The sequence below is a fragment of the Polaromonas sp. P1_G4 genome (assembly GCF_056405475.1).
Window position 1 is genome coordinate 1 of record NZ_JBFUCA010000636.1, and the last position, 2,074, is coordinate 2,074.

The window sequence follows — 2,074 nt, forward strand, 5'->3', positions numbered from 1 at the left end:
CCCACACGTCACCCCAGCGAAAGCCCCTGCGGGCGGCCGTGCACGCAGCGGTTTCCCATTCCACTTCTGCGGGCAGGCGGCGGCCAGCCCAGCGGCACCAGGCGTCAGCTTCCCACCAGCTCATATGCATGGCCGGCTGGTTGCCGAGCATACGCATGGCCTTGCCAAAGCGCGTCAGCATCACGGCGCCGCTGGCCACACCGATCTGTTCAACGTAACGCGGACCGCGCCTGCCCTCGCTTTTGACGGTGGCCTGCAACCACGCCCATCCCTCGGGCTGCCAGAACTCGGGCCGGTCATAGCCGCCGTCATCGACAAACTCCACGAACTGCGCCCAGCTCACCGGCTGCGCGTCGATCTCAAACTCGGGCACGCTGATGTCGTGCAGCGCCAGTTCGTTGTCGAAGGCAAAGCCTGCAGTGTCCGATGGTGCGGCAGAGCCCATTTTCCAGACGGTAGCCGGGACCAGCAGCGCGCCCCTCAGTGCCATGGACGGGGGCGTGAAGGCTTGCAATAAATCCTTTTCCATGGGCACACCCAGCATTTGCGCTGCGTGGGTCAAGGCTTCGGCCTGCATGTCCTCATAAAAGAGGCACAGGCGGTAGAAGTAGAGTGCATCGCTGTCTTCACCGGCTTTTCCCAGCAGTTCCAGTGTGCTTTCCAGCGTGTCGAGCAGATAGGCACGGCAAACGTCCACATCGGGCAGGTCAATCGCCCAGCGCTGGCTGTACGGAACACTCGCAGGGTCCCACCAGCGGTCGGCGTTGAGTTCCATCGAAGCGAGGCGGGTGTGCCCCGGTGCGCAGCGTATTCCCTGCGCGCGCTGCACATTGCGGCCGATCCACCATTCCTGGAACCAGCCGACGTGGCCGAGCATCCACAGCGGGGGGCTCAGCGGCGGGGAGGCCGGCACGGCAAAACCAACGGATTCCAGCGCCTGCTGGTACTGGCCAAAAATCCGCAAGGTGTGATTGCGGGCATCCATCAGCGCCAGCGACAGGACGTCACGGCCGGCGCTGCGCATGAGGGGCGAATCGATCTGGCGGTCCATCGCGAAAAAAATGATTGCTGGCGGGAGTAATGAAAAGGTGTAGCGTCTTGAACCCGCACAAAGTCTGGCAAGCACCGACACGAATGGACACAAACAAGACACCATCAAAGCCGCGCGCCGATTGAGGCCAGAATAGCAGACGGACGACCGGCTGGCGCGCATAAGTGTTTAGGTTGCATACTGGGCTCGAGGACAAACAAGGGGGCCTGCCAACCCGACGAAATATTGATGGCAAGGTGTCGCGCCACGGCGACTTACCCCCTTTTGTAACAACAAGTACACGGATAGACTCCCGCCAGTCGCCCCGTATCTTGAGAATGCCTGCAGGTGTCTGGAGGACGCATCGACTGCCCCTTGACCCCGCCCCTTGACTCACTCACCAGCACGCCACTTATGCAACCACACGATCTGAACTCATCGCCCGCCGAGCTCGACATGACGCTCCTGGACCTCGGGCCCCTGGCGTGGGTGCTGGAAGAACTGCGCAAGTCGCTGGAAGGCTCCAACAAAGCCCTGAAACGCTTTTTGCGGGAGGCTGAAGGCGTCAGCAACTCCGATCTTGCAGCACTCGATGCCGGCCAGTTACGCACTGCCCGCCAGCAGTTGCACCAGGCGGTCGGCGCGCTCGAGATGGTCGGCATGAGCGCGCCTGCGCTGGTCCTGCGGGCCATGGAAACGGCGGTGCAAAAGTTCATCCAGACACCGGGGCAATGCACGCAGGACGCTGCGACCAAAATCGAGCTGGCCGGTTTTTCCCTGGCGCATTACCTCGAAGACGTGCTGGCCGGCAAACCGGTGTCTGCGGTGTCGCTTTTTCCCCAGTACCGCGACATCCAGGGCCTGGTTGGCGCCGACCGCGTCCATCCGGCGGATCTCTGGGTGTTCCAATGGCGCTGGATAGAGCCGGTCCTTAATATCACCGTCGATGCCAGGGCGTACGGCGGGGAATCCAGGCAGCTGCTGGACCGGCTGATGCTGACCCTCATCCGTACAGGCGATGCAGAAGCCGCACAGAGCCTCAGC

Annotated in this window: 1 protein-coding gene and 1 pseudogene; one reads left to right on the forward strand and one right to left on the reverse strand. The window is 62.6% G+C overall.

Annotation, left to right across the window (positions count from 1 at the left end; all coding sequences use genetic code 11):
• Positions 1–1,051: SUMF1/EgtB/PvdO family nonheme iron enzyme (locus AC1D1X_RS21580; protein ID WP_477699140.1), on the reverse strand; the 1,051-nt coding region annotated here is incomplete at its 3' end.
• 393 nt (positions 1,052–1,444) lie between these two features.
• Between AC1D1X_RS21580 and AC1D1X_RS21585 the strand changes: the two are divergent.
• Positions 1,445–2,074, forward strand: a pseudogene (locus AC1D1X_RS21585) (hybrid sensor histidine kinase/response regulator); the annotation flags it as partial.